The sequence below is a fragment of the Mycobacterium sp. IS-1264 genome (assembly GCF_001954195.1).
In the GTDB taxonomy this organism is placed as follows: Bacteria; Actinomycetota; Actinomycetes; order Mycobacteriales; family Mycobacteriaceae; genus Mycobacterium.
Genome location: NZ_MBES01000082.1, coordinates 1 through 25,824 on the forward strand (window position 1 = coordinate 1; position 25,824 = coordinate 25,824).

Sequence of the window (25,824 nt, forward strand, 5' to 3'; positions counted from 1 at the left end):
CCGCGTATCACCTCCTTACCGGCGTGCCGGTGTTCCCCAACACCAATGCGGTCGCTGTGATCAGCGCGCACCTCACGGCCCCACCGCCGCGCCTCAGTGCTATGCGCCCAGAGCTGGCTGGGCTCGACGAAGTGCTGGCCCGTGCATTGGCCAAAAATCCTGCTGACCGCTTTGCCTTGTGCACGGAGTTCGCCGACGTGCTTGGCCTGAAGGTTCCGAGCGGCCGCGCTGACCTTACCCAGGCCGGCATCACCCGACCAATCTCGCTCGCGGGGTTGTCCGCGCAGGCATCTTCCATCGACGACTCAACCCGCCGCCGAGGCAAACGCTGCGCGAGACGGCCACTTCTCGTGGCGGTTTCGGTGCTGGCCGTGTTGGCGTTGGGCGTGCTTGTCGCGACTTTCGCGGCGCACACGATAACCGCGAGCGACCCCGCCCACGAGGCCGCGCGGGATCGTCAAGCCGCCGAGATGGCCGGCCGACGCTATCTTGAGGCCTTGGCCGTCGGCGATGCCCGCACCGCCTTGTCACTCAGTGCTGCTCAGCCTGTCAACACCACATTGCTAACCGATGCGGCACTACACCGCCAGTTTGCCGCCACGCCGATCACAAACATCGCAGTCCAATTGGAGCCCGGCGGGGATCCTGCGCAATCGGCGGCGCAGCGCCTCGTCTTGTCCGCCAATTTCGGCCGCAAGCAGTCCCGGACGATGATGGGTTTGCGCAAAATTGAGGGCGACTGGAAATTGGACAACACGACGATCACAGTCACAGTCGGCGACTCTGGTTCGGGCAACGCATCGTTGAAAGCAGTTGCCATTTCGGGTATCCCGACGGGCGGGATCAGCCCTGTGGCGGTTTTCCCGGGCACCCCGGTGGTGTCCTCGTCGAATAAGTACATCGACATCAGTGCCGCGACTCAACCGCTGCTCCTGGAAGCACTGACCGACACCCAGGCGCGCCCCATGATTCAGCCGACAACAACTATCAACGACGCCGGCCGGCGCGCATCGCAGGCCGCCCTCGAGGCCCGCGTCCGATACTGCTACAGCGGTGGTCACGCTGCACCGCCGGAGTGCTGCCCGTGTATCACACAGACTGATCTCGGCCAGCCATTGAAGCCGGAGACCATTCACGTAATTCGATTCGAGGATGCCCTGGATATGACCTACGAGCTAGACGCCAATCGGATGGTAGTCCACGTAACTGGGATTATGAGATATACGATCGGTGGTGACGACCCTTCGGGACCAAAGCAATTCCTGGCGAATACGACTGTGAATAGCCTGGTCGATATCAGTCGCGACCCCCCGGTATATCTCGGGAGACGATGAACACACCACACACGTTTGCTCGGCGTATCACCGATCCGAGGGCCCACGCGATAGTCCGACGTTCTTGCCGCAAATCATGCTAACCATTGGCTCGGTGGTTGCCGGTTACCGCATTGAGCGGGTTCTCGGCGCCGGCGGCATGGGTACCGTCTATTTGGCTCGTGATCCGGATTTGCCGCGCAGCGATGCGCTCAAGGTACTTTCCCCGGAATTGTCGCGCGACCCAGATTTCCGTGTTCGGTTCCAGCGCGAGGCCGACGTGGCCGCCGGGTTGGATCATCCCAATATCGTCGCGATTCGCCGCCGCGGCGAGTATCAGGGCCAGCTCTGGATCGCGATGCAGTTCATTGATGGCACCGACGCCGACGCCGCGCTACGCGCGGGAACGATGACCCCGGCACGCGCCGTGCACATCGTGGGCGAGGTGGGCAAGGCGCTCGACTACGCCCATCACCACAACGTGGTGCATCGCGACGTCAAGCCCGAGAATTTCTTGTTGTCGCAAGCCACGAGCGGGGACGAACGGGTTTTGTTGGCAGACTTCGGCATTGCGCGTGCGCTCGATGCTACCGGCAGGTTGACGAGCGCAGGGGTGGTGCTGGCGACGGTGGCCTACGCCGCACCGGAGGTTCTCGCCGGCAGCCCGTTCGATGGGCGCGCGGACCTCTACTCGCTGGGCTGCACGCTTTTTCGAATGCTCACCGGCAGATTGCCGTTCCCGGCGACCAACGGGATGGCCGCGGTAATGATGGCACATCTGATGCAGTCGCCGCCGAAAGTCACCGAACAGAATCCGCAGCTGCCAGTCCGGCTGGACCAGGTGATCGCCACCGCGATGGCCAAAGACCCTGCTCAACGGTTCCAGACCGCGCGCCAACTCGCCGACGCGGCGGCCGAGGCGTTAAGCGACTCTACGACGCCGCTTGGGGTGCCGCATCGCCCGGTGCGCAGCAGCGAGGTCATTTCCGACCCGAACAGCGTCCCTGGCCCCAGCGCACCCCCGTGGTGGCAGCGCCCAGGGCCGCACACTCCAATGGCCCCTATGCCCGGGACATCCCACTATTTACCGCAGCTACGCACACCGTTGCCGCCGGCACATCCGGTACCCAAACCCCGGCGGCGCGCCCGGGTCTGGACCGCCGTGGCTGCCGTCGCGACGATCGTGGCAGCAGCGATCGCAGCGATCGCATTGAACCGCGACTCCGATATCACGTCGTCCCCAACAACATCCGAATCTGCCGCATCATCCTCTCCCCAATCGCAGATCGCGCCGCCGACTGTGGCGACTTCACTGCTAAGGGGGCTGCTGCTCTCCCCCGACGAGGTCAGCACCATAACATCGGGCCCCACGATGTGGGCTGACCCCGTTTCCAACAATCTCTTCGATGATGCGGCTCACATGTCCGACAAGAATTGTGTCGGCGCTTGGTTACCGGCTCAGGCCGTTGCCTATACCGGCGCCGGTTGGGATGGAGTTGAGGCGCAAAAGCTTCGACCGGCAGGTGTAGAGGTTTGGCAGCAGGGAGTGATCCAAGCAGTCGTTGGATTCTCGACAACTACGTCAGCACAGAAGTTTCTTGCCGACCAGACGAATGCGTGGAAGACCTGCAGTGGCCGGTCTTTTACCGTCACGCCTCCCAACTCGCCGCCTCAACATTGGACATTCGGGCAGGCCAATGTTGTCGATGACACGACAGGTATCCCGATGACTACGGGCGACGGTGGATCCTGTCAGCGGGCATTGGCTGTGCGTCGCAACGTCACCATTGACGCCATCGTCTGCGGCAATGACGCCGGGAACCTGGCCGGAGCCGTCGTCGGCAAAATTGCCGTCAAGGTCGGTCAGGCGTGAATCGGTAGCGGGATTGACCTGGCAGAACAATTCGATTTGACGCATCTAGCCAGTCCCGGCACACCCACAGCGGCACAATGATCGCGGAGCGGCTTGAGATTGGGGACCACCAGGATGCGCTGGCTGATGACAGGGGCGACAGTGGTCGCGACGGTTGCATTGAGCGGATGTACTACGACCGTCGACGGACGGCCAGCGAACGGCGCGTCTGGTGTCGGAGCTTCCACAACATCGGCAAAACCGCCGGCTCGCGTCCAAGACGCCGACCTGGCGCAGCTGCTACTCAGTCTCGATGAAATCCGCGGCACTATGGGCGGTCCAAAGATGGTCGTCGAAAAGACGATTACTCAGCCGGCCGGCTTGGAGGGTGGGACGTTCACGCCAGCGGAATGCGTGGGCGCCTACTTCAACGGTATGGCCGTCACATACGACGGCAGCGGCATGCGCGCGTTCGTTGAGCAGGAGACCGACGAGCCAGAGCCTCAGAAGCTCGAGCACGGCGTCGACCAAGGAGTCGCATCTTTTGATGACTCCACCGCCGCGAAGGCATTCGTGGCTAGGTCCGCCGAACAGTGGCGCAATTGCGACGGACGGCTGTTCACGGCCGTCTTCTCGGATGGGGCGAAGCGACCGACGTGGCGATTCGGTGAAACCAGTGATTCCGGTGGAATCATCACTTTGCCCCGGCACGTCGAAGGGACGAAATTCTGGGATTGCGCCCGCGTCGTGGCGAGCAAAGCCAACGTGGTCGTCGACAACCAGGTATGTGCCTACGACCTGACAGATAAGCCGACGACGATTACGAAGGCCATTTTGGCCAAGATTCCTGACTAGAAGCGGGCGTGAGCGATGGCCCGCTTAGCGACCTGGGCCCGGTGGGCCGGCGAAGGCTTGCGCGATTTCCAACCATCGCTGCGCGTCCGCACCAACCGCCGTGAGATCCAGGGTCCGCAGCGGGCGCCGCTGGGTAACCAGGAAGCAGAAGTCTTCCGCCGAGCCCGTCACACGTTGGACCGCATCCGACGGTCCCCACGACCACGTGTCGCCGCCGGGTCCACGCAGTTCGACCAGGAACGGCTCGGCCGGTGGAGTCAGATTGTTGACCATGAACGCGTAATCGCGGGTCCGGACCCCCAGGTGGGCAATCGATCGCAGTCGATCCGTGGCGGGCCGCGTGACACCCAGGGCGTCGGCGACGTCAAGTCCGTGGGCCCAGGTCTCCATCAATCGCGCCGTTGCCATCGAGGCCGCGCTCATCGGCGGCCCGAACCACGGCAGTTTGCGCCCGTCGGCGACCGAGAGCAGCTCCTCGTGCAACCGGGCGCGGGTCCCCCGCCAGTCGGCAAGCAGCTCGGCCGGCGCCACGGTTGCCAGCTCCTCGGCGCCAGCGTCGACAAAGCCGACGGGATCCGCCGTCGCGGCGGCCAGCAGTTCGGCGAAAGCAGCCTCGTCGGTGACCGCGGTCAGGGCAACCCGGTCGGTCCAGAGCAGGTGTCCGATCTGGTGTGCGATGGTCCAGCCGGGGGCCGGCGTGGGATCGGCCCAGCGGTCGGCCGGGAGCGGCGTTACCAGCGCGTCGAGGTCGTCGCTCTCCGCACGCAAGTCGGCGACGATCGGCCCGGGTCCCGCCATCATCGCCTCACCTTAGCGACCGTTCACCGGCTGGCCACGGCGGCCGACGACGCTGTGAACGACCAGCCCGAGTAGGTATAACGCCGATCCGAACAGCACGAACCCGGGCGCGTGCCCGTCTTTGGGAATCACGGTCGCGGCCAACGTGATCGAGACGATGAACGACACCCAGAACAACGCGTCCTGCACCGCGAACACGTGGCCGCGCAACGCATCGTCGACATCGATCTGGATCGCCGAATCGGCGCACAGCTTGATCATCTGGCCCGTCACGCCGAGGAAAAAGCTGCACGCCACCATCACGGGAAGCCACAGCCCCGCCCCGGTGACCTCGATCAGCGCGGCCGCGGTGAGCGCGCCGTTCGCCGCCGCGTAGCGCCCCCAGCGCCGGATCGTCGGTGGGGTCAACACCGTCGCCAGGAATGCTCCCAGCCCCGAGGCGCCGAAGAACACCAACGCGATACCCAGCCCGCCGGCCGCCGGATGTTTCATGTGATGGGCCAACAACAAGATCAGCAGCGAGTTGATGCCCACCACCATGCGGTGCGCGGCCAGGCCGGACAGCGTTGCTGCCACGGTCGGATAGCTCACGACCGTGCGCGCGCCATGCAGCCAGCCGGTGATCACCGCATAGACGGCCGAACCGTGGATCGCGCGTTTGGTGTGGTCGGGGCCGAGCGCCCGAGGCGCGAACCGCCACGACAGCAGCAACGCCGTCGCCACCGGGATCGCGGTGAGAAAAATGACGACCGCCGCTCCCCTATCGCTGGCGCCGACGACGAAGCGCGGCACCAGCATGAAGTTGGCGCCGAGGAAGGCGGCGACGGCGCCGGCGGCGGTGGCCACTGAGTTCATGGTCACCACTTGTTCGCGCGGAACGACGTGCGGCAGCGACGCCGATAGCCCCGATGCGACGAAACGGCCCAAGCCGTTGGCGACCAATGCCGCGATGAGGAGCGGCATTTCGCCGGCCCGGACCGCCAGAATCGTGCCGATTCCGGCGATCAATATCAGGCGGCCGATGTTGGCGCCCACAAGTACCAGCCGCCGATCCCAGCGGTCCATCAATGCCCCGGCGAATGGTCCCAGCAATGAGTAAGGCAGAAACAGCACGGCGAACGCGCGGGCGATCGCCATCGGGTCCGCGGCCCGGTCGGGGTTGAACAGCAGCGCTCCGGCCATCCCCGCCTGGAACAGGCCGTCGCCGAACTGACTTGCCATGCGCAGCTGCAGCAATCGCCAGAAATCCGGCAAGCTGCGCACCGACCGCCACAGTTCGACGCGTAGGTGCGTGCGCATCCGGATTTGAACCACAGAACCGACTTCCACGATCAAGGGCACGGGCCGCCGATCTCGGCGCCGCTGCAATAACAGTACAAATATGGCTGGGGCGGGCCCGTTTCCACCGGACGGCGCTGCCGGGGTGCGATGATGGTGACGTGCCGCCTGAAGATCCAGAGGACTATGTCGCACCCGCCGCGCAGCGCGTGCGTGCGGGGACGTTGCTGCTGGCCAACACCGACCTTCTCGAGCCGACGTTTCGGCGCAGCGTGATCTACATCGTCGAGCACAACGACGGCGGCACGTTGGGCGTGGTGCTCAACCGGTCCAGCGAGACCGCCGTCTACAACGTATTGCCGCAGTGGGCCAAACTCGCCGCCAAACCGAAGACGATGTTCATCGGAGGGCCCGTCAAGCGTGACGCGGCCCTTTGTCTGGCGGCCTTGCGGGTCGGCGCCGACCCGGACGGCGTGCCGGGCCTGCGGCACGTGGCCGGACGGATGGTGATGGTCGATCTGGACGCCGAACCCGACCTGATCGCGCCCCTGGTGGAGGGAGTGCGGATCTTCGCCGGCTACTCGGGCTGGACCATCGGTCAGCTCGAAGGCGAGATCGAGCGGGACGACTGGATTGTGTTGTCCGCGTTGCCATCCGACGTTCTTGTCGGCCCCAGGGCGGACTTGTGGGGGCAGGTGCTGCGCCGCCAGCCGCTGCCGCTTTCATTGCTTGCGACCCACCCGATCGACATCAGCCGAAACTAGGGCTCAACCGCTACGCATTGTCAGTTGCAGGCCTGCGTGCACATTGTGCAGTTGCCGGCGCAGCCGGCCGGGGCCGCTTCCCGGCGTAGCGCGAAGCGCGCGCTCTGCCACGATCCGGCGGCGAGTGTGCCGAAAGCGCCTACGACACAGACGATCACCACAACCAAGGCGGTCTGCGGGGAGGCCGCCAGCGCGACGACACCGCCGGCGGCCAGCATTATCGCGACGGCCAGCTGTGTCGGCGCCAAGGCGCGCAGCGCCAGCTGCCTGGTGCCCACCGTCTGGCTGTGGGAGAGCGACCAGGTTCCGAATCCGGCGGAAGCGACCGCCGCACACACGCACACCACACCCGCGATCAGCATGGCCTCACAATACGAGTCCCGCCGTCGATTCGCGCGCCCGGCTCCACAGGGCTCGGGCCGGCGCCGAGTCAGCGCTGCTGGAGGAAACTGAAGTTCGGCAGCGGCGGCAGCCCGGGCACGATGGTCAATATGTTGGGCCTGGGCTGCGCCGACGGCACTGGCGCCGCCGGTTGTGCGGGCAGTCCGGCGGGTGCCGCATTCACGGTCTGCCCCGGTAGCCCGACGGGCGCCGCACTGGCGGTCTGCCCCGGAACCCCAACCGGTGCATTAGCCGGGGCGCGGGACGGCGCGGGGGGCGATGCCACGGGAGCGGGGGGCGAGGTCCCGGGCGCGGTCACCCGGAAGCCGTTGATGATGGCGTCCGTGGCGGGTGCGTCGGCGACCGCCTGCGTGCGATCGGTGGTCACCGACAGCGTGACCAGGTACTTGTCGTGCCCCGAGGTGGCGATGACGTTGCGCCGCGAGGTGTTGAGCAACATGTCGCCGTCGCGGTACGTGCCCTCGATGACCGACGACGGGAAACCGCCGAAATCAGCCATCGAGGCGTTCGTGGTCTGCCAGGCGAGTAGCTTCTGACTGTCGACGAAGCCGTGCGTCATGGCTTCCTTGGGATCGAAGTTGCCGACCAGCTTGTAGACCACCACCTGCGCATTCGACGTGTACACGCTGTTGCCCTGCCGGTCCGCGATCACCGCGAACGCATCGGGCACGTTGGGGTCCGGTACCTGCGTCCACCGCGGCGGCACCGGCAAGGTGATGTCCAGCGCGTTGAACCCCTGCGGTTTTTGCGCCTCGAGCTTGACGCCCTTCGCCTGCAGGTACTCACGAATGGTGCCGGAGACCGCCGGAGTCGCCGAGGGCGGCACCGGAGCCACGGCAGCGGGTCCCGGAGCGGCGGGCGCGGCCGCGGTATTGGGCGGAACGAACGGGTTGGCCGACGGCGGGGTGGCGGTGAATCTGTTCCCGTTGACCGCGCCGGGACTGATGACGTTCTGTGGCGCCGGCGCCGCGGCACCGGGACCGACGGGCACGGGTGGGGGTGCTGGAACCAAAGGCTCCGCCGAGGCCTGGGCGCCCGAAAAAACCGCGACGCCGATCAGGCCGGCCACCAGACCCCCTAAAACCCGGCAATTCGGGGTGATCTGAATCATGGCGTCGGTCCTTCCCAACGGCTCAGGCGTTACTACAGAGGGCGACTGTAACCAGTGGTCAAACGCCGTGAATAGGGCCGAAATAGACCTGGGATGAACCTCTGATCGGCGCGCAACGCAACCGAGACCAACCTGTGGCCGGCGGGGCTGCCGAGGCCGCCCTTATACCCTGTTCAGGTGACCGAATCGCCGACCGCCGCACCCGGGAGCAACCCGGCCGGCGCTCCGACGGACTCCGACGCGCCGCCATACCGCTACACAGCGGAGCTGGCGGGCCGCATCGAGGGCGCCTGGCAGGACAACTGGGCGCGGCTCGGGACGTTCAACGTGCCCAATCCGGTCGGCTCGCTGGCTCCGACCGACGGTTCGCCGGTGCCCGACGACAAGCTGTTCGTGCAGGATATGTTCCCGTATCCCTCCGGGGAAGGACTGCACGTCGGGCACCCGTTGGGCTACATCGCCACCGACGTCTACGCCCGCTACTTCCGCATGACCGGCCGTAATGTGCTGCACGCGTTGGGCTTTGACTCCTTCGGGCTGCCCGCCGAGCAATACGCGGTGCAAACCGGCACCCATCCGCGCGCCCGGACCGAGGCCAATGTGGTGAATTTCCGGCGCCAGCTGGGCCGGCTGGGTCTCGGTCACGACAGCCGGCGAAGCTTTTCCACCACAGACGTCGACTTCTACAAGTGGACCCAGTGGATCTTTTTGCAGATCTACAACGCCTGGTTCGACACCGCAGCCGGCAAGGCGCGCCCGATCGCCGAGCTGATCGCCGAATTCGATTCCGGTGCCCGCCGCCTCGACGACGGCCGGGACTGGACGAAGCTGTCGGCGGGGGAGCGGGCCGACGTGATCGACGGCTGCCGGTTGGTCTACCGAGCGGACGCGATGGTGAATTGGTGTCCGGGCCTGGGCACGGTGCTGGCCAACGAGGAGGTCACCGCCGACGGGCGCAGCGACCGGGGCAACTTCCCGGTATTCCGGAAACGGTTGCGGCAGTGGATGATGCGCATCACGGCCTATTCCGACCGGCTGCTCGACGACCTCGAGCTGCTGGACTGGCCGGAAAAGATCAAAACCATGCAGCGCAACTGGATCGGCCGATCCCGAGGTGCGCAGGCACTGTTTTCCGCGACCAAAACCACCGGCGATGTCACCGACATCGAGGTGTTCACGACCCGGCCCGACACCCTGTTCGGTGCCACATACCTGGTGCTGGCCCCCGAGCACGATTTGGTCGACGATCTGGTCGCCTCCGCGTGGCCCGACGGGGTGGATCCCGCATGGACGTACGGGTCCGCCACCCCCGCTGAGGCCGTCGACGCATACCGCCGTGCGATCCGCGCGAAGTCAGACCTCGAGCGTCAGGAGAGTAGGGACAAAACCGGCGTCTTCCTGGGCAGCTACGCGACCAACCCAGCCAACGGAAAGCCCGTGCCGATCTTCATCGCCGACTACGTGCTGGCCGGATACGGCACCGGGGCCATCATGGCCGTCCCGGGCCACGACCAGCGCGACTGGGAATTCGCCCGGGAGTTACACCTGCCGATCGTGGAAGTCATTGCCGGCGGCGATATTTCGGAGGCGGCACACACCGGCGACGGCGTGCTGGTGAACTCCGGCCACCTCGACGGACTGGACGTGGCGGCGGCCAAGGAAGCCATGATTGCCCGTCTGGAGGCCGAAGGCCGGGGCCGGGCGCGCATCGAATACAAGCTGCACGACTGGCTTTTCGCGCGGCAGCGCTATTGGGGTGAACCATTCCCAATCGTCTACGACAGCGCCGGGCGCCCACATCCGCTCGACGAGGCGGCATTGCCGGTCGAACTGCCCGATGTGCCGGACTATTCGCCGGTGTTGTTCGACCCCGACGACGCCTCCAGTGAGCCGTCGCCGCCGCTGGCCAAGGCGACCGAGTGGGTGCACGTCGAGCTCGACCTGGGCGACGGCCCGAAGCAATACAGCCGCGACACCAACGTCATGCCGCAGTGGGCCGCCAGCTCGTGGTACGAGCTGCGCTACACCGACCCGCATAACTCGGAACGGTTCTGCGCCAAGGAAAACGAGGCGTACTGGATGGGGCCCCGGCCGGCCGAGCACGGGCCCGACGATCCGGGTGGTGTCGACCTGTACGTCGGGGGAGCCGAACACGCGGTGCTGCACCTGCTGTATTGCCGGTTCTGGCACAAGGTCTTGTACGACCTCGGTCACGTGAGTTCCCGTGAGCCCTATCGCCGGTTGGTCAATCAGGGCTACATCCAGGCCTTCGCCTACACCGATGCTCGCGGGTCGTATGTACCGGCGGACGACGTGATCGAACGCGGCGACGGGTTCGTCTATGCGGGGCCCGACGGGGATATCGAAGTCTTTCAAGAATTCGGGAAAATCGGTAAGAGCCTGAAGAATTCGATCTCGCCCGACGAGATCTGCGACGAATACGGCGCGGACACATTGCGGGTGTACGAGATGTCGATGGGCCCGCTGGAGGCGTCCCGGCCCTGGGCCACCAAGGACGTCGTCGGTGCTTACCGCTTCCTGCAGCGGGTATGGCGGCTGGTGGTCGACGAGAGTACGGGCGAAACAAGGGTGGCCGACGACGCCGGCCGGCAAGACCTCGACACCGGCACACTGCGCTCGCTGCACCGCACCATCGCCGGCGTGACGGAAGACTATGCGGCACTGCGCAATAACACCGCGGTAGCCAAGCTGATCGAGTACACCAACCACCTCACCAAAGAACACCGGGATTCGGTTCCCCGCGCGGCGGTGGAGCCGTTGGTGCTGATGTTGGCGCCGCTGGCCCCCCACATGGCCGAGGAGTTGTGGCTACGCCTCGGCCACGCAACGTCGTTGGCGCACGGCCCGTTTCCGGCCGCCGACCCGGCCTATCTCGTCGAGGACACCGTGGAATACCCGGTGCAGGTCAACGGCAAGGTACGCGGGCGAGTGGTGGTGGCCCCCGACGCCGGTGAGGACATCCTGAAAGCCGCCGCACTGGCCGATGAAAAGGTCCAGGCGTTCCTCGCCGGCGCCACCCCGCGCAAGGTAATAGTCGTTCCCGGCCGGTTGGTCAATCTGGTCGTCTAGGCCCGCCTAGGGCGGAGCACCACCTCGTGGATGTGGCCGTCCGGCGGCGTGGCCACCACGCTGGCGACCGCCGCCGCGACGGTTTCGGGCCGCAGGAAGTCGGCGGCGTCGTACTCGCCGCCTTCGAACGCGACCAGTTCACGCTGCATGGTCGTGTCGGTGCGGCCCGGATATATCGTGGTGACCCGCAATTCCGGCTCGTCGTCGCGCAGCGAGTCCGCGAATGCGCGCAGCGCGAACTTGCTGGCTGAATAGGACGCCATGCCCGGCGAGACCTTGCGCCCCGCCCCGGAGTTGACGAATACCACCTGACCGCGGGCGCCCCGTAGTGCCGGCAACAGCGCCAACGTAAGAGCCACCGCGCCAAAGACATTCACGTCGAAGGTGGCGCGCCACTCCTCGACACCCGACTCGGCGACGTGGCCCGGGATCGAGACTCCGGCGTTGTGCACCAGCACGTCGAGAGCATCCACGATTTCGCAACTGGATTCGATCCCGTCGGCATCGGTCAGGTCCAATGGAAACGTTGTCGCGTCGAGGCGCTCCGCGACGGCATCCAGGCGATCAGCGGGCCGACCGGCCAAGAGCAGCGTGTGCGTCGGCGCCAGCGCGGTGGCGATGGCAGAACCGATACCGCCGCCGGCCCCGGTGATGAGAGCAGTTGGCATGCAGCCAGTCTACGGACGCCACCAATGACGTTGTGAAACAGTCAGTTTCACGGCCGGTTACGCGGTCGATTCACCCGAAGGGGCGGGTGCCGCTTCGCCGGAAGCCAGGCGCTCCAGCGGCGCCAACGCCTTCATCAGGGTGTTCAAGTCGGACTCGGGCAGCTGACTCAGCATTGCCGCGAGGGCGGCGTGCCGGTTGGCCAGCGACTCGGCATGGACCGCACGCCCACGCGGGGTTATGTCGACGAGCACGGCGCGCAGGTCCGACGGGTCGCGGGAGCGCTTCACCAGCCCGATCTTCTCCAGCCGGCGGATCGCGACTGTCGTGGTGGGCGTCCGGACCCGCTCATGCGCGGCCAGATCCGTCATCCGGATCGGTCCTTGATCGAGCAACGTGATCAGGATCGAGAGCTGCGCCAGTGTTAACTCGCCGGCTACGACGCCGCTCGGATCGCCACGGCGCAGAATCGAAAACAATTTGGACAGCGCACGGTGCAATCCCTCCGCAAGCTCCGTCACCTCGGGCACGGTGGATGTGCTGTCCGCCATAGTTTGGCAGTCTAACCGGATATCGGGTGCGTACAAGGTAGCTATTGCCGACCAGTTTTAGGACCGGATTTCACGACGTTGCATCCCGTTCCGCAAAGTGATGGCTGGGCCGCTCTTTCAGAGCGCGATCGACGGCTCGGCGCAGGCGGCGTCGACGCCGGTGAGTATCCGAAGAGGCGCGGCGCCAACGGTTTCGGCGGGCGTAAATACCCTGCGCCGGTACAGTTCGGCCAGCATGGTCTGGGCCATCAGGTGCGAGCGACCGATGCATGCGGCCCGGGCGGCTTCCGGGTCGCGCCGGTAAATAGCGGAGGTTTCGTCTTCGTAGAACGGCAACATGTCGTCGCGGCTGCTCTGGTATGTCATCCAGAACACGCGCGGGATGAGGTTTTGCGAGGCGCGGATGGTGGCGTGCAGCCGCGGGCCCGCGTACTCGTCGTTAACGGTGCGCCGGTATTCCCCAGCAATTTCGGAAAAGGCCCGCCCTTCCTTTGCGCCGCGTAGCGATCGCATGAGCGCGTCGATTTGTCCCAGGATCCGCGGCGTGGGGTTTTCCGCCGCGCGGGCTGAGGCTATGCCGTTGAGCAGGCCGTCGAGTTCGTGATGCTCGAGGACCGTGGCTTCATCGAACCGCTCGACGAAAGCCCCTCGGTGATAGCGCGTGGAGACGATGCCGTCGTGTTCGAGTTGCACGAGTGCCTCTTGAATGGGGACACGACTTACGCCCAGCCCAAGCGCGATCTCGTTGCGGTCGACGCGGTCGCCGCTGCGCAGCTTCCCGGTCAATATCAGGTTGAGGATGTGGTTAACAACCTGGTCTTTTTCTTTGACCCCGTATTTCTTCGGCATCGGTCCCTTTCAGAACGCGCACCTGTAATCAGCGGAGGAAAGTTTCTCACGACTTGGCACGCGCGTTCAGGTTTTTCGCCGACGAATTGGAGCAAATCTCGAATCGAGGTCCTAGCGCTTATCGCGCCACTTGCACAGAGCCTCGGCGGCACTCAGGTCGTAGTCCGGGCCGTTGACGCCGACCGTCAGCAGCGAGGCGCCGAGGCCGACAAGGGTTTCGGCGTTGTCGATCAGTGAGCCCGAGTTGCCGACCGCGGCCGAGCGTTCGATCTCGGCCGGGTCGCGCCCGACGTCGGCGCAGTGGCGCCTGAGGACATCCGACTTGGCCGGGAACTCGTCGGCCGAGGTAAAGCTGTGCCAGATATCCGCGTGCTCGGCGACGAGCCGCAGGGTCTTGCGTTCGCCCCCACCGCCGATCAGGACCGGGATGTCACGGGTGGGCGCCGGGTTGAGCTTGGCCAGGCGCGACTTGATCCGGGGCAGGGCTTCCGCCAGGTCGTCGAGGCGGCTGCCCGCGGTGCCGAACTCGTAGCCGTACTCGTCGTAGTCCTTTTGCTTCCAGCCCGACCCGATGCCGAGGACGAGCCTGCCGTCCGATATGTGGTCGACGGTGCGGGCCATGTCGGCCAGCAGCTCCGGATTCCGGTAGGAGTTGCATGTCACCAGCGCGCCGATTTCGATGCGGGACGTCTGCTCGGCCCAGGCCCCGAGCATGGTCCAACACTCGAAGTGCGGGCCGTCGGGATCCCCGTAGAGCGGGAAGAAATGGTCCCAGTTGAAGGCGATATCGACGCCGATTTCCTCACAGCGGCGCACGGCGTCGCGAAGATGGCCGTAATGCGGGGCGTGCTGCGGTTGCAGCTGCACGCCGATGCGGGTGGGGCGCTCAGCAGTCATGTGTGCAACCGTAGTCTCAGCGTGCCTCGAGCACCCCGCGCACCAGATCGATCAGCGCGCGCGGCTGATCGCTTTGCACCGAGTGCCCGGAATTCTCTACGACGTGTGCAGTTCGGAAATGCTTTGCGCGCCTGAGGAGTTCGGCCGCATCGTCGTCGGTGACGAAGCCCGATGAGCCGCCGCGTATCAACGTGATCGGCGCGGAAAGGCTGTCGACGTCGTCCCACAGTCCGGCGAAGTCGGGGAAGGTTCGGATGGCGTCGTAGCGCCACGTCCAATTTCCGTTGTCGAGCCGGCGGGAATTATGGAAGACACCCCGGCGCAGCGCCGTCACCTCGCGGTGTGGCGCCGCGGCGATCGTGAGGTCCAGCATCGCCTGGAAGCTGGGGAACTCCCGCTCTCCGTGCATCAGCGCGACTGTGCCTTGCTGTTCTTTGGTCAGCTCGGCGTGCCGTTGCAATGCCGACGGGGTCACGTCGATGAGAACGAGTTCGGGCACCAGGTCGGGCGCGACAGCGGCCAGCCGTATCCCGGTCAACCCGCCCAGCGACATGCCCACCACAAGGTCGGCGCTCGGTGCCAGCTCGCGCAGCACCGGCACCAGGGCCTCGGCGTTGTGCTGCGGTGAATAATCGCCATCCTCGCGCCACGCGGAATGGCCATGACCGGGAAGGTCGACCGCAAGTGCGGGCTCCCCGACACCGACGATGACGGTGTCCCACGTGTGTGCGTTCTGCCCGCCGCCGTGCAGGAAAACGATCCTCGACGGTGAGTCATCCCATTGCAGTGCGCTAATCGGACCGGAATCGATCCGCCGCACCTGCGGCAAAGGTCCTGAAACCCCGGCCTGTTCGGCGTTTTCGGACAGCAGCGCGAACTCGTGCAGTCCAACCAGTTCGTCCTCGGAGATCTCGGTCACGATCTCCGACACTACTTTGAGGGCGCCGAGTGTGCGTCCAGGGCTTTGCGTGTGCTTTCAGGGCGCCCTGACCGCACGCCACGGGGCGACAGGCGCTGTTACGCCCCGATGATGAACTCTTCGAGCTGAGCGCGCGCGACGTCGTCGGGCAACTGCTGTGGCGGGCTCTTCATGAGGTACGCCGAAGCGGGCACGACGGGTCCGCCGATGCCGCGGTCCTTGGCGATCTTGGCCGCGCGCACGGCGTCGATGATGACGCCCGCCGAGTTCGGCGAATCCCACACCTCGAGCTTGTACTCCAGGTTCAGCGGCACGTCACCGAAGGCGCGGCCCTCCAGGCGGACGTAGGCCCACTTGCGGTCGTCGAGCCAGCCGACGTGGTCGGACGGGCCGATGTGCACGTCTTTGGTCTTGAACTCGCGTTGCAGGTTGGACGTGACGGCCTGGGTCTTCGAGATCTTCTTCGACTCCAGCCGTTCGCGTTCGAGCATGTTCAGGAAGTCCATGTTGCCGCCGACGTTGAGCTGCATGGTGCGGTCGAGCTGCACGCCGCGGTCCTCGAACAGCTTGGCCATCACGCGGTGGGTGATGGTGGCACCGACCTGGCTCTTGATGTCGTCACCGACAATCGGGACGCCCGCGTCGGCGAACTTCTTGGCCCACACCGGGTCCGAGGCGATGAACACCGGCAAGGCGTTGACGAACGCCACTCCCGCGTCGATCGCGCACTGGGCGTAGAACTTGTCCGCCTCCTCGGAGCCCACCGGCAGGTAGGAGACCAGTACGTCGACGTTGTTCTCCTTGAGCACCTTGACCACGTCGACCGGCTCGGCGTCGGACACCTCGATGGTGTCCGCGTAGTACTTGCCGATCCCGTCGAGCGTCGGGCCGCGCTGCACGGTCACGTTGGTGGGCGGCACGTCGGCGATCTTGATCGTGTTGTTCTCGGACGCGAAGATCGCCTCCGACAGATCGAAGCCGACCTTCTTGGCGTCGACGTCGAACGCGGCCACGAACTTCACGTCGCGGACGTGGTATTGGCCGAACTTCACATGCATCAGGCCCGGCACCGTGCTGTTCGCGTCGGCGTCGTAGTAATACTGGACGCCCTGAACAAGCGAGGACGCGCAGTTTCCGACGCCGACAATGGCGACTCGTACATCCGTCGACGCCTGCGGCGCGTGTTGCTCACTCATTAGGGCGTTCTCCTAACTCAATAACGTGGTGTCGCGGTATTCGGGTTTGTGCAAGGGGGTTACGTCTGCTCGGTGAGGCCAGGCATGGCCCGTTCCGCAGCAATGAGCTCGTTGAGCCACTTGACTTCGCGCTCGCTGGACTCGAGCCCGAGTTGGTGAAGCTGGCGCGTGTAGCGATCGAACGAGCTGCTGGCCCGCGCCACGGCTTCACGCAGACCTTCTCGGCGTTCCTCGACCTGGCGGCGGCGGCCTTCCAGAATGCGCATCCGCGCTTCTGCCGGGGTGCGGTTGAAGAAGGCCAGGTGTACCCCGAAGCCGTCGTCGGTGTAGTTGTGCGGGCCGGTGTCGGCCACCAACTCACCGAAGCGTCGACGACCCGCCTCGGTCAGTTGGTAGACGCGCCTTGCCCGCCGGACCGGGGTCCCGGCCGGGGCGGCATCCTCGGCGATCAACCCGTCGGCCTGCATGCGCCGCAGGGCCGGGTAGAGCGAACCGTACGAAAATGCGCGGAACGCACCGAGTAGGCCAGTCAGCCGTTTCCTTAGTTCGTAACCGTGCATGGGCGATTCGATCAGAAGACCCAGGATGGCGAGCTCCAGCATCGATTCACCCCCTTTGCTTGGCTGGTTACGACGGTCCGACGCCTCGCGTCATCGTATCGTTTCGATATATTAGCCACAACAGCACCTGGTGTTGGTGTGCTATTAGTCACCGCGAAATGTGCCGGGGCCGGACCGCCGGATAGGCCGCCTACGTGGGCAAATCCAACCGCTTGACCGTGCCGTCGCCCGCGAATGTGATCGAACCACCACCGTAATCGCTGGAGACGTACAACGAGAGCGACAGCGCCCCTGGGGCGGTGGGATCCTTACCGGGCTCGATGATCAGGTACATGGTTCGGATGTCGCCCTGCTTCATGCGCAGGGTTTCCGGGGCGCCGCGCATGATGCCCACGGTCGCCACGATGTCGAACTTGCTCAGGTCGGCCGTCACGGGCCCGTCGGCGGAGCTCTTGGCGGAGCTGGTCGGATCGCCCCACCCGCCGCGGTAGGTGTAGTCGAGCACGCGTCGGTCGTCGGAGGGGTCGGGGCGGTCGAGGCTGGCATACGTCGGGTAGATGACCAGCCGATAGCCGACGGTGTCCCCGAACCTCTTGCGAGTTTGTTCCATCAGGCCGGTAAGCCCGCCGACCGAATGCAGCTGCGTGGGCGGGGTCAACACGACGGCGGCCACTCCGTCCGGCTTGGCCCCGGGGTCCTCGCGCCCACTGCCGAAGTCCAGCGGCGAGCCGGCGTTGCCGTAGAGGCCCCATCCGATTCCGACGCCCAGTAGCACCGAGACCACGAACGCGGCGGCCAGCATGACCCATCCGCTGACTTTCGTCGGCGGCTTGGCGCCCCGCAGCTTGGCCGGGGCGTTGCTCACCTGCAAGTCGGCCAACAGTGCCCGCAGATCACCCAGCGTGACCGCGTTGGTGGCGCTGCTGACTCGTTGCCGGTGTTCTTCCCCGGACAGTTCACCGTCGCCGAGGGCGTTGTCGAGAATCGCGCAGGCGTCTTGTCGATCGGTGTCCTTGGCGCGGGTGGTCGACGTCGTCCCGCCACCAACGGATGCCCCGAACCATTTCGCCACGGCCATGATCGTAGAAGGCCGAGCCGAGTTCGGCACCGGATGTGACGAGCGATTACGGCGGCTCAGCCAGCGCGACGGCGTTGGTTGCATATCGGCGGCCGACATCGCGACGTACTCTGGTCAGCGTGCGACTGCAGCGACAGGTGGTGGACTACGCGCTTCGGCGGCGCGCGGTGCTGGCCGAGGTGTACTCCGGCCGCACCGGTGTGTCCGAGGTGTGCGACGCGAACCCCTATTTGCTGCGCGCCGCGAAGTTTCACGGAAAAACCAGCCAGGTGATGTGCCCGATCTGCCGCAAGGAGCAACTCACGTTGGTGTCGTGGGTGTTTGGCGAGCACTTGGGCGCGGTATCGGGCTCCGCGCGCACGGCCGAAGAGCTGGTCTTGCTGGCTACGCGCTACGAGGAGTTCGCGGTCCACGTGGTGGAGGTGTGCCGAACCTGCAGCTGGAATCACCTGGTCAAGTCGTACGTGCTCGGCGCGGCACGCCCGCCAAAGGGCACGCGCGGCACCCGGACCGCGCGCAACGGCGCCCGCACGGCCATTGAGTAACGAAGGGCGCCACGACCAGTCGTCCGGTGAGGCGAGCGGGCCAGCGACTGAGCGCGTGGGCAAGCATGCGAGCACCGACCGCCCGGGCGATGGCGCGCCCCAGCAGCCTCGCCCCCGCCGCCCGCTTCCTCCCGACGACCGGAGGACGACGATCCTTCCGCCCGTCGTCGACGACAGGGGCCCCAGGCGGCGCGACCCGCTTGATGAGGTCAAGGCCGCGCTGGACGCTCCTCCGTCGAAACCCCTGCCGACCGACGCGATCGATGAGGTCAAGGCCGCGCTCGACGGCCGCTCGCCGACCCGTGCGCGGCGTAGCCGGCCGGTGTCCGGTCATCGGCCGCCCGTCGGACCACCGCCTCCACCACGCCGACCCGGTGGGCCCGGTGATCCGATCGGACCCGACCCGCGAGTTCCAGGGCCGCGGCTGGATTGGAGCTGGGTTGACCAGATCAATTGGCGATGGGTGCGCCGCGGGGCCTACCTCAGCGCGGCGGTGCTGGTGCTGTTGCCGATCGTCACCTTCACAATGGCGTACTTCATCGTCGACATTCCCAAACCGGGCAACATCCGGACCAACCAGGTCTCGACGATCCTGGCCAGCGATGGTTCGGAGATCGCGAAAATCATTCCCCCGGAAGGCAATCGGGTCGATGTCAACATCAACCAGGTGCCGGTGCATGTGCGCCAGGCGGTAATCGCCGCCGAGGACCGCAACTTCTATTCCAACCCGGGGTTCGACTTCAGCGGATTCGCGCGGGCCGTGAACAACAACCTCTTCGGCGGCGGCGATCTACAGGGCGGGTCGACGATCACTCAGCAGTACGTGAAGAACGCCCTGGTCGGTTCCGCCCAACACGGGTTGAGTGGACTGCTGCGCAAGGCCAAGGAGTTGGTCATTGCCACGAAGATGTCGGGGGAGTGGTCCAAAGACGATGTGCTGCAGGCCTATCTGAACATCATCTACTTCGGGCGCGGGGCCTACGGGATTTCGGCCGCCGCCAAGGCCTACTTCAACAAGCCCGTCGAGCAGCTCACCGTGTCCGAGGGCGCGCTTTTGGCGGCGCTGATTCGGCGCCCGTCCTCTCTGGACCCGGCCGTCGATCCAAAGGGAGCCGCAGCCCGCTGGAATTGGGTGCTCGACGGCATGGTGGAAACCAAGGCGCTGTCGCCCAGTGATCGCGCGGCACAAGTCTTTCCGGCCACCGTGCCGCCCGATCAGGCGCGCGCGCAGAATCAGACGACCGGACCCAACGGGCTGATCGAGCGCCAGGTGACCAGGGAACTGATGGAGCTGTTCAACATCGACGAGCAGACCCTCAACACGCAGGGTCTGCAGGTCACCACCACCATCGATCCGAAAGCCCAGCAGGCCGCGGAGAAGGCGGTCTCGAAATACCTCGACGGGCAAGACCCCGACATGCGGTCCGCCGCGGTTTCCATCGACCCGCACAACGGCGCAATACGCGCCTATTACGGCGGTACCGACGCCAACGGATTCGACTTCGCTCAGGCCGGCCTGCAGACCGGATCGTCGTTCAAGGTGTTCGCACTTGTTGCCGCACTCCAGCAAGGGATCGGCCTGGGTTACCAGGTCGACAGTTCCCCGCTGACGGTGGACGGCATCAAGATCACCAACGTCGACGGCGAGAGCTGCGGAACCTGCAACATCGCCGAGGCGCTGAAGCTCTCGCTGAACACCGCCTACTACCGGCTGATGCTCAAGCTCAAAAACGGGCCGCAGGCCGTCGCCGACGCCGCGCACCAAGCCGGTATCGCGAAAAGCTTCCCGGGCGTCGACCACACGCTGTCCGAGGATGGCAAGGGCGGACCACCGAACAACGGGATCGTGTTGGGGCAGTACCAAACTCGGCCGATCGACATGGCATCGGCGTACGCCACGCTGGCCGCGTCCGGCGTCTATCACCGGCCGCATCTGGTGCAAAAGGTCGTCAACGCCGATGGGCAAGTCCTTTTCGACGCGGGCGGCTCGGACAACAATGGCGAGCAACGCCTCGACAAGGGTGTGGCGGATAACGTCACCGCGGCGATGCAGCCGATCGCCGCCTATTCGCGTGGCCACTCTCTGGCGGGCGGGCGGGCGTCGGCGGCCAAGACCGGCACGGTGCAGCTGGGTGACACCAAAGCCAACAAGGACGCGTGGATGGTCGGATACACGCCGTCGCTCTCGACGGCTGTGTGGGTGGGGACCGTCCAAGACAACGTGCCGCTGGTAACCGCTTCGGGCGCAGAGGTTTACGGCTCGGGCTTGCCGTCGGACATCTGGAAGGCGACCATGGACGGCGCGCTGAAGGGCACCTCGAATGAGACCTTCCCCAAACCGAGTGAGATCGGTGGTTACGCCGGCGTGCCAGCCGCGCCGCCGCCTCCGCCCCCACCGCCGTCCGAGCAGGTCATCCAGCCCACCGTCGAGGTAGCGCCGGGGATCACCATTCCCGTCGGCCCACCGACGACGATCACGGTCGCGCCGCCGCCGCCACAGGCCCCGGGTGGCGTCCAGCCGGGCGGTCCCCAGCCAGGTGGCCCACCACCCGGGGGCCCGCCATTTCTCCAGCCCCCACCGTGACCGGCGCTCGGCAGCAGAGCGCCATTTCGCCGCGACCGCTGGCCGCGGATTTGCGTAGTGCCGGCAACCGCGATTGCCCAAGCCACACCGACTCTCTGGGTGCCGCCCTCGCGGATGTGATCGGCGGACCGGTGGGTCGGCACGCGCTGATCGGGCGCGCCCGGCTGATGACTCCGCTGCGCGTGATGTTTCTGATCGGGCTGGTGTTCTTGGCGCTCGGCTGGTCGACGAAGGCGGCCTGCCTGCAGAGCACCGGTACCGGTACGGGCGATCAGCGGGTCGCCAACTGGGACAACCAACGCGCCTACTACGAGTTGTGCTACTCCGACACGGTTCCGCTCTACGGCGCGGAGCTGTTGAGCCAGGGCAAGTTTCCGTACAAGTCGAGCTGGATCGAAAGCGACAACAGCGGTTCGCCGCAGACCCGCTATGACGGCCAGCCGGCGGTGCGATACATGGAGTATCCGGTGTTGACCGGTGTCTATCAGTATGCGTCGATGGCGGTGGCCAAGACCTACACCGCGCTGAGCAAGGTCGCCCCGCTCCCGGTCGTCGCCGAGGTGGTGGTGTTCTTCGACGTTGCGGCCTTCGGCCTGGCGCTGGCCTGGCTCGCGACCGTCTGGGCGACCGCGGGACTTTCCGGCCGTCGCATCTGGGATGCGGCGCTGGTGGCCGCCTCACCCCTGTTGATCTTTCAGATATTCACCAACTTCGATGCGCTGGCAACGGGATTCGCGCTCGCGGGACTGCTGGCGTGGGCGCGCCGCAAACCCGTGCTGGCCGGTGCGCTCATCGGATTGGGCGCCGCGGCAAAGCTGTACCCGCTGCTGTTCCTCGGCCCGATGCTGGTGCTGGGCATCCGGACCGGGCGCCTTCGTGCCTGGACCCGCACCGCTGGGGCCGCCGCCGCGACCTGGCTGTTGGTGAATCTGCCTGTGTTGCTGCTCTTTCCGCGAGGATGGTCGGAGTTCTTCCGGCTCAACACCCGCCGCGGCGACGACATGGACTCGCTGTACAACGTCGTCAAATCATTCACCGGCTGGCGCGGTTTCGATTCGAAGCTGGGCTTCTGGGAGCCGCCCATGGTGCTCAACACGGTCGTTGCCGTGTTGTTCGTAGTGTGCTGCGCGGCAATCGCTTTCATCGCTCTGACCGCTCCGCAACGGCCGCGGGTGGCGCAGTTGGCGTTCCTGATAGTGGCGGCGTTTCTGTTGACCAACAAAGTGTGGAGCCCGCAGTTCTCGCTCTGGCTGGTACCGCTGGCCGTGCTGGCTTTGCCGCACCGCCGAATACTTCTGGCGTGGATGACGATTGACGCGGTGGTGTGGGTGCCGCGCATGTATTTCCTGTACGGCAACCCGAATCGCGCTCTGCCCGAACAGTTCTTCACGACGACGGTGTTGCTGCGCGACATCGCGGTCATGGCGCTGTGCGCGCTGGTGATCCGGCAGATCTACCGGCCGGACGAGGATCTGGTGCGCTGGGGTGGGCGGGTCGACGACCCAGCGGGTGGGCCGTTCGACCGCGCCCCTGACGCCCCGCCCGGTTGGCTGCCGGACTGGCTACGCCCGCCCGCGCAGCGACGCCGGCCCGAAGCCGCCGAAAGCGGCGCGGAGACCGCGGCCGCCGCGAGCCAGCCATGACGCAGGTCGCCATTCCGCTTTTCCCGCGGTTCACCGCGCTCGACGCCGTCGGGCCTTACGAAGTGCTGCAACGCATTCCATCGATCGACGTGGTGTTCGTCGGGCACCGCCGCGGCGAGGTGCGGACCGAAAATGGGATGCTGGGCATCACGTGCGACGTCACATTCGACGAAGTCGGCGCGCCCGACGTCGTGGTGTTCCCGGGCGGCATCGGCACCCGCGGGCTGATTCACGACGACGCAATCCGCGCCTGGCTGCAATCGGTACACCCGAGCACCGCATTCACCACCTCGGTGTGTACCGGTGCGCTGTTACTCGCCGCCGCGGGCCTGCTCGATGGGCTCACCGCGACGACGCACTGGCGGGCCGCGGACCTTCTCAACGAGTTGGGCGCGCGCTATGTGCCCGAACGCGTCGTCGAACATCTGCCAGAGCGCATCATCACCGCCGCGGGCGTGTCCAGCGGCATCGACATGGCGCTGCGACTGGTTGAACTGCTCGTCGATCGTCAGGCGGCGCAGGCCGCGCAGCTACTCATCGAGTACGACCCCCAGCCGCCGTTCGACTCGGGCGCGCTCACCAAGGCCGACGAGGCGACCGTGGCCCGGGCCAACGAATACCTGCGCGCGCGGCAGTAGCGATTTCGCTGCGCAGAGCACCTTCCGGTAGCCTGGGGCGGTTGCCGACGCAGGCGACCCTCCTGCCACGGATCGACCGTGGCCGTGCAGACCAGAGGAGGTGGTGAGGTTTCCATGCGTCCATACGAAATCATGGTCATTCTTGACCCCACGCTCGACGAACGAACCGTCGCTCCGTCGTTGGAGACGTTCCTCAACGTCGTCCGCAAGGACGGCGGAACTGTCGACAAGGTCGACATCTGGGGTAAGCGGCGGCTGGCTTACGAGATCGCCAAGCACGCCGAAGGCATCTACGTCGTCGTCGATCTGAAGGCCGAGCCGGCGACCGTATCCGAACTCGACCGTCAGCTGAGCCTCAACGAGTCGGTGCTGCGCACCAAGGTGATGCGCACCGATAAGCACTAAGCGGACCTCAAGGGCGGCGCTGGCTGCCCGCTGTCGTCAGGCTTGCGTAGGCTCAGCGAGGAACATGCTCATGACCATCGATCGTCTCCAGGCGGATCCAGGAGGAAATTGTGGCTGGTGACACCACCATCACCGTTGTCGGAAACCTGACCGCTGACCCCGAACTGCGGTTCACCCCGTCGGGCGCCGCGGTGGCGAACTTCACCGTGGCATCGACGCCGCGGATCTATGACCGCCAAAGCGGGGAATGGAAAGACGGGGAGGCGCTGTTCCTGCGGTGCAACATCTGGCGCGAGGCCGCTGAGAACGTCGCGGAGAGCCTCACCCGGGGGGCGCGGGTGATCGTCAGCGGGCGGCTCAAGCAGCGCTCCTTCGAGACTCGCGAGGGCGAGAAGCGCACCGTCGTCGAGGTCGAGGTCGACGAGATCGGGCCCTCGCTTCGCTACGCCACCGCCAAAGTCAACAAGGCCAGCCGCAGTGGCGCCGGCGGCGGTGGCTTCGGTGGCGGTGGCGGTTCGCGCCAGGCGCCGGCAGCGCAACCCAGCGGCGGCGGGGACGACCCGTGGGGCAGCGCCCCGGCGTCGGGCTCCTTCGGCGGCGGCGACGACGAACCGCCCTTCTGATCAACACACTTCAGCAGTAGGAAACGAAAGAAAGACAGACATGGCCAAGTCCAACAAGCGGCGCCCGGCTCCGGAAAAGCCGGTGAAGGCGCGCAAATGCGTCTTCTGTGGCAAGAAGGAACAAGCGATCGACTACAAGGACACCGCGCTGCTACGCACGTACATCAGTGAGCGCGGCAAGATCCGGGCGCGTCGCGTCACCGGCAACTGTGTGCAGCACCAGCGCGACATCGCGCTCGCGGTGAAGAATGCCCGCGAGGTGGCCCTGCTGCCCTTCACCTCCTCGGCGCGATAGCCCAGGCTCAACCGAAAGTACGAAACGATGAAGCTGATTTTGACGGCCGATGTCGACCACCTCGGCGCCGTCGGCGACACCGTCGAGGTCAAGGACGGGTACGGCCGAAACTTCCTACTCCCGCGTGGCCTGGCGATCGTCGCCTCGCGCGGCGCGCAGAAGCAGGCCGACGACATCCGCCGGGCCCGCGAAACCAAGACCGTGCGCGACCTCGAGCACGCCACCGAAATCAAGACGGCGATCGAGGCGCTGGGTCCGGTTTCGCTGCCGGTGAAGACCGCTGTCGACTCGGGCAAGTTGTTCGGTTCGGTGACCGCCGGTGACGTGGTCGCGGCCATCAAGAAGGCCGGCGGGCCCAATCTCGACAAGCGGATCGTCCGGCTGCCCAAGACGCACATCAAAGCCGTCGGCACACACCCGGTGTCGGTGCACCTGCACCCCGAGATCGATGTCGAGGTCGCGCTCGAGGTCGTCGCGGAGGGCTAACCCCGCGGTGTTTGCTCGATGCCGACGGCGATCGCCCGCTCGGCCGGGCGCCAAATCTTAGGCGCTTCGAGGGCGCTGTGTGCCCGCTTTGACGATGGTTCAGCGGTGGATCTGGCGAACTATTTCCGGGGTCCTGCGGGAGGGGCCCCTTAACCCGCGCTTAACGTGCCGAAAATATGGCCGAAAGCCAACACGCCCGACACGGTAACCTGCGGCGACACGCCGAAGAGATTCTTGTCCACACCAATTGTGCGGTGTTGTACTGCGCGTATCTGCAGCGATGTCAGGACGCCCAAGATTAATCCACAGGTTCTCCACACCCCGTTCAACACAGGTGTCGACGGATATGCACACACGATGCACAGCGTTATGAACAGTGGCCCCTTTAAGTACTTGCCAGCAACGTTTACCGTCGTCCCGGCGCAA

General features: G+C 65.9%; 24 protein-coding genes and 1 pseudogene. 13 read left to right on the top strand and 12 right to left on the bottom strand.

Annotation, left to right across the window (positions count from 1 at the left end; genetic code table 11):
* From A5744_RS24740 to A5744_RS22320, 3 genes and pseudogenes are all read left to right on the top strand, one after another.
* Positions 1–1,334, top strand: a pseudogene (locus tag A5744_RS24740) (hypothetical protein); the annotation flags it as partial.
* A gap of 94 nt (positions 1,335–1,428) precedes the next feature.
* Complete coding sequence (locus A5744_RS24745) at positions 1,429–3,186, top strand: serine/threonine-protein kinase PknH/PknJ (protein WP_076064558.1); 1,758 nt, start codon at positions 1,429–1,431, stop codon at positions 3,184–3,186.
* A 114-nt stretch (positions 3,187–3,300) separates the two neighbouring features.
* Positions 3,301–4,020 carry a sensor domain-containing protein gene (locus tag A5744_RS22320; RefSeq protein WP_076064559.1) on the top strand — a complete coding sequence of 240 codons (720 nt, stop codon included), beginning with the start codon at positions 3,301–3,303 and terminating at the stop codon, positions 4,018–4,020.
* Positions 4,021–4,044: 24 nt separating this feature from the next.
* On the opposite strand, the gene A5744_RS22325 is transcribed toward A5744_RS22320, so the two are convergent.
* Positions 4,045–4,818, bottom strand: coding sequence for a TIGR03084 family metal-binding protein (locus tag A5744_RS22325; protein WP_076064581.1), 774 nt, complete (start codon positions 4,816–4,818; stop codon positions 4,045–4,047).
* Between the two features lie 12 nt (positions 4,819–4,830).
* On the bottom strand, positions 4,831–6,159 hold the full coding sequence (locus A5744_RS22330; protein ID WP_139331458.1) for an MFS transporter: 1,329 nt from the start codon (positions 6,157–6,159) through the stop codon (positions 4,831–4,833).
* A 98-nt stretch (positions 6,160–6,257) separates the two neighbouring features.
* Between A5744_RS22330 and A5744_RS22335 the strand changes: the two genes are divergently transcribed.
* Positions 6,258–6,860: a YqgE/AlgH family protein gene (locus A5744_RS22335; RefSeq protein ID WP_076128985.1), complete on the top strand. Its 603-nt coding sequence runs from the start codon at positions 6,258–6,260 to the stop codon at positions 6,858–6,860.
* 20 nt (positions 6,861–6,880) lie between these two features.
* On the opposite strand, the gene A5744_RS22340 is transcribed toward A5744_RS22335, so the two are convergent.
* Positions 6,881–7,222, bottom strand: coding sequence for a hypothetical protein (locus tag A5744_RS22340; protein ID WP_076064560.1), 342 nt, complete (start codon positions 7,220–7,222; stop codon positions 6,881–6,883).
* Between the two features lie 68 nt (positions 7,223–7,290).
* Positions 7,291–8,373: an LpqN/LpqT family lipoprotein gene (locus tag A5744_RS22345; RefSeq protein ID WP_076064561.1), complete on the bottom strand. Its 1,083-nt coding sequence runs from the start codon at positions 8,371–8,373 to the stop codon at positions 7,291–7,293.
* Between the two features lie 177 nt (positions 8,374–8,550).
* Between A5744_RS22345 and leuS the strand changes: the two genes are divergently transcribed.
* Complete coding sequence (leuS, locus tag A5744_RS22350; protein WP_076064562.1) at positions 8,551–11,463, top strand: leucine--tRNA ligase; 2,913 nt, start codon at positions 8,551–8,553, stop codon at positions 11,461–11,463.
* Here leuS and A5744_RS22355 read toward each other — a convergent pair.
* From A5744_RS22355 to A5744_RS22390, 8 genes are all read right to left on the bottom strand, one after another.
* Entirely contained in the window at positions 11,460–12,131 is a 672-nt protein-coding gene (locus A5744_RS22355) for an SDR family oxidoreductase (RefSeq protein WP_076064563.1), read from the bottom strand. The two genes, leuS and A5744_RS22355, sit on opposite strands and share 4 nt — an antisense overlap.
* 57 nt (positions 12,132–12,188) lie before the next feature.
* Positions 12,189–12,680: a MarR family transcriptional regulator gene (locus A5744_RS22360; protein WP_076064564.1), complete on the bottom strand. Its 492-nt coding sequence runs from the start codon at positions 12,678–12,680 to the stop codon at positions 12,189–12,191.
* 117 nt (positions 12,681–12,797) lie between these two features.
* Positions 12,798–13,529, bottom strand: a complete 732-nt coding sequence (locus tag A5744_RS22365; RefSeq protein WP_076064565.1) for a GntR family transcriptional regulator — start codon at positions 13,527–13,529, stop codon at positions 12,798–12,800.
* Positions 13,530–13,640: 111 nt separating this feature from the next.
* The gene (locus A5744_RS22370) at positions 13,641–14,426 is read right to left on the bottom strand and encodes an LLM class F420-dependent oxidoreductase (RefSeq protein WP_076064566.1); all 786 of its coding nucleotides are present in this window, start codon (positions 14,424–14,426) and stop codon (positions 13,641–13,643) included.
* 16 nt (positions 14,427–14,442) lie between these two features.
* Positions 14,443–15,345, bottom strand: a complete 903-nt coding sequence (locus A5744_RS22375; RefSeq protein WP_076064584.1) for an alpha/beta hydrolase — start codon at positions 15,343–15,345, stop codon at positions 14,443–14,445.
* Between the two features lie 98 nt (positions 15,346–15,443).
* On the bottom strand, positions 15,444–16,541 hold the full coding sequence (locus tag A5744_RS22380; RefSeq protein WP_076064567.1) for an inositol-3-phosphate synthase: 1,098 nt from the start codon (positions 16,539–16,541) through the stop codon (positions 15,444–15,446).
* Between the two features lie 59 nt (positions 16,542–16,600).
* The gene (locus tag A5744_RS22385; RefSeq protein WP_076064568.1) at positions 16,601–17,143 is read right to left on the bottom strand and encodes a PadR family transcriptional regulator; all 543 of its coding nucleotides are present in this window, start codon (positions 17,141–17,143) and stop codon (positions 16,601–16,603) included.
* 148 nt (positions 17,144–17,291) lie between these two features.
* Positions 17,292–18,173 carry a DUF1707 domain-containing protein gene (locus tag A5744_RS22390; protein ID WP_076064585.1) on the bottom strand — a complete coding sequence of 294 codons (882 nt, stop codon included), beginning with the start codon at positions 18,171–18,173 and terminating at the stop codon, positions 17,292–17,294.
* Between the two features lie 125 nt (positions 18,174–18,298).
* On the opposite strand from A5744_RS22390, the gene A5744_RS22395 reads away from it, so the two are divergent.
* The 8 genes from A5744_RS22395 to rplI all read left to right on the top strand — a co-directional run bounded on the left by A5744_RS22395 (position 18,299) and on the right by rplI (position 25,398).
* Positions 18,299–18,724 carry a DUF5318 family protein gene (locus A5744_RS22395; protein WP_076064569.1) on the top strand — a complete coding sequence of 142 codons (426 nt, stop codon included), beginning with the start codon at positions 18,299–18,301 and terminating at the stop codon, positions 18,722–18,724.
* Positions 18,717–21,308 carry a transglycosylase domain-containing protein gene (locus A5744_RS22400; protein WP_139331460.1) on the top strand — a complete coding sequence of 864 codons (2,592 nt, stop codon included), beginning with the start codon at positions 18,717–18,719 and terminating at the stop codon, positions 21,306–21,308. Before A5744_RS22395 ends, A5744_RS22400 begins: the two co-directional genes overlap by 8 nt.
* Positions 21,305–22,951, top strand: coding sequence for a glycosyltransferase family 87 protein (locus A5744_RS22405; RefSeq protein ID WP_076064571.1), 1,647 nt, complete (start codon positions 21,305–21,307; stop codon positions 22,949–22,951). Before A5744_RS22400 ends, A5744_RS22405 begins: the two co-directional genes overlap by 4 nt.
* Entirely contained in the window at positions 22,948–23,589 is a 642-nt protein-coding gene (locus A5744_RS22410; protein ID WP_076064572.1) for a DJ-1/PfpI family protein, read from the top strand. The genes A5744_RS22405 and A5744_RS22410 overlap by 4 nt, the downstream gene beginning before the upstream one ends.
* 114 nt (positions 23,590–23,703) lie before the next feature.
* Positions 23,704–23,994: a 30S ribosomal protein S6 gene (gene rpsF, locus A5744_RS22415; protein WP_044509152.1), complete on the top strand. Its 291-nt coding sequence runs from the start codon at positions 23,704–23,706 to the stop codon at positions 23,992–23,994.
* 110 nt (positions 23,995–24,104) lie between these two features.
* On the top strand, positions 24,105–24,617 hold the full coding sequence (locus A5744_RS22420) for a single-stranded DNA-binding protein (protein ID WP_076064573.1): 513 nt from the start codon (positions 24,105–24,107) through the stop codon (positions 24,615–24,617).
* 40 nt (positions 24,618–24,657) lie between these two features.
* Positions 24,658–24,912 carry a 30S ribosomal protein S18 gene (gene rpsR, locus A5744_RS22425; protein WP_076064574.1) on the top strand — a complete coding sequence of 85 codons (255 nt, stop codon included), beginning with the start codon at positions 24,658–24,660 and terminating at the stop codon, positions 24,910–24,912.
* A gap of 27 nt (positions 24,913–24,939) precedes the next feature.
* Entirely contained in the window at positions 24,940–25,398 is a 459-nt protein-coding gene (gene rplI / locus A5744_RS22430) for a 50S ribosomal protein L9 (RefSeq protein ID WP_076064575.1), read from the top strand.
* Positions 25,399–25,824 lie beyond the last annotated feature (426 nt).

Excerpts from the sequence above, each read along its gene's own strand:
- A5744_RS22345 (WP_076064561.1), bottom strand. The coding sequence starts at position 8,373 with ATGATTCAGATCACCCCGAATTGCCGGGTTTTAGGGGGTCTGGTGGCC.
- A5744_RS22360 (WP_076064564.1), bottom strand. The coding sequence starts at position 12,680 with ATGGCGGACAGCACATCCACCGTGCCCGAGGTGACGGAGCTTGCGGAG.
- A5744_RS22385 (WP_076064568.1), bottom strand. The coding sequence starts at position 17,143 with ATGCTGGAGCTCGCCATCCTGGGTCTTCTGATCGAATCGCCCATGCAC.
- A5744_RS22370 (WP_076064566.1), bottom strand. The coding sequence starts at position 14,426 with ATGACTGCTGAGCGCCCCACCCGCATCGGCGTGCAGCTGCAACCGCAG.
- A5744_RS22380 (WP_076064567.1), bottom strand. The coding sequence starts at position 16,541 with ATGAGTGAGCAACACGCGCCGCAGGCGTCGACGGATGTACGAGTCGCC.
- A5744_RS22340 (WP_076064560.1), bottom strand. The coding sequence starts at position 7,222 with ATGCTGATCGCGGGTGTGGTGTGCGTGTGTGCGGCGGTCGCTTCCGCC.
- A5744_RS22355 (WP_076064563.1), bottom strand. The coding sequence starts at position 12,131 with ATGCCAACTGCTCTCATCACCGGGGCCGGCGGCGGTATCGGTTCTGCC.
- rpsF (WP_044509152.1), top strand. The coding sequence starts at position 23,704 with ATGCGTCCATACGAAATCATGGTCATTCTTGACCCCACGCTCGACGAA.
- A5744_RS22410 (WP_076064572.1), top strand. The coding sequence starts at position 22,948 with ATGACGCAGGTCGCCATTCCGCTTTTCCCGCGGTTCACCGCGCTCGAC.
- rpsR (WP_076064574.1), top strand. The coding sequence starts at position 24,658 with ATGGCCAAGTCCAACAAGCGGCGCCCGGCTCCGGAAAAGCCGGTGAAG.
- A5744_RS22365 (WP_076064565.1), bottom strand. The coding sequence starts at position 13,529 with ATGCCGAAGAAATACGGGGTCAAAGAAAAAGACCAGGTTGTTAACCAC.
- A5744_RS22320 (WP_076064559.1), top strand. The coding sequence starts at position 3,301 with ATGCGCTGGCTGATGACAGGGGCGACAGTGGTCGCGACGGTTGCATTG.
- A5744_RS22325 (WP_076064581.1), bottom strand. The coding sequence starts at position 4,818 with ATGGCGGGACCCGGGCCGATCGTCGCCGACTTGCGTGCGGAGAGCGAC.
- rplI (WP_076064575.1), top strand. The coding sequence starts at position 24,940 with ATGAAGCTGATTTTGACGGCCGATGTCGACCACCTCGGCGCCGTCGGC.